Here is a 398-nt window from a genome sequence, read left to right as displayed (position 1 = left end):
TCCGAAGTAAAAGGTTATGATATTACGAATACAAAAATCAAGGAAAATCCAAAAGATCCGAGCGTAGATCCAAAAAATCCAAGCACAGATCCAAAAGTTCCACCAACTAAAGAAAATATTAAGACATCAGTATGGCTTCCTAACACAGGTGGAACATCAATGGAGATGATTTCATATATTGTAGGAATGTTGTTGGTGGCTTTAGGTGGATTCGTATTTGTTCGTCAACGAATGAGATAAAAAGACTGGTTATGTTGGTTTGAATTATAGCTTGATCAAAGTATTGCTACAAATATTGATTTATAAATAGAGGAAACCCACACATTTTGAAAAAAGTTTGATCAAAATGTGTGGGTTTTAATTTTGCATTCCTTAAGTTTTTATCATTTTAGCCAAGA

General features: G+C 32.7%; 1 protein-coding gene. It reads left to right on the top strand.

Annotated features, from left to right (window positions below):
• Positions 1-240: LPXTG cell wall anchor domain-containing protein (locus tag COI75_RS17250; RefSeq protein ID WP_141535130.1), on the top strand; the 240-nt coding region annotated here is incomplete at its 5' end.
• Between the last annotated feature and the right edge of the window lie 158 nt (positions 241-398).

It is taken from the genome of Bacillus cereus, from assembly GCF_002564555.1.
GTDB lineage: Bacteria > Bacillota > Bacilli > Bacillales > Bacillaceae_G > Bacillus_A > Bacillus_A cereus_K.
The sequence above is the reverse complement of the archived record's forward strand: the minus strand, read 5'-3'. Positions and strand labels throughout refer to the sequence as shown.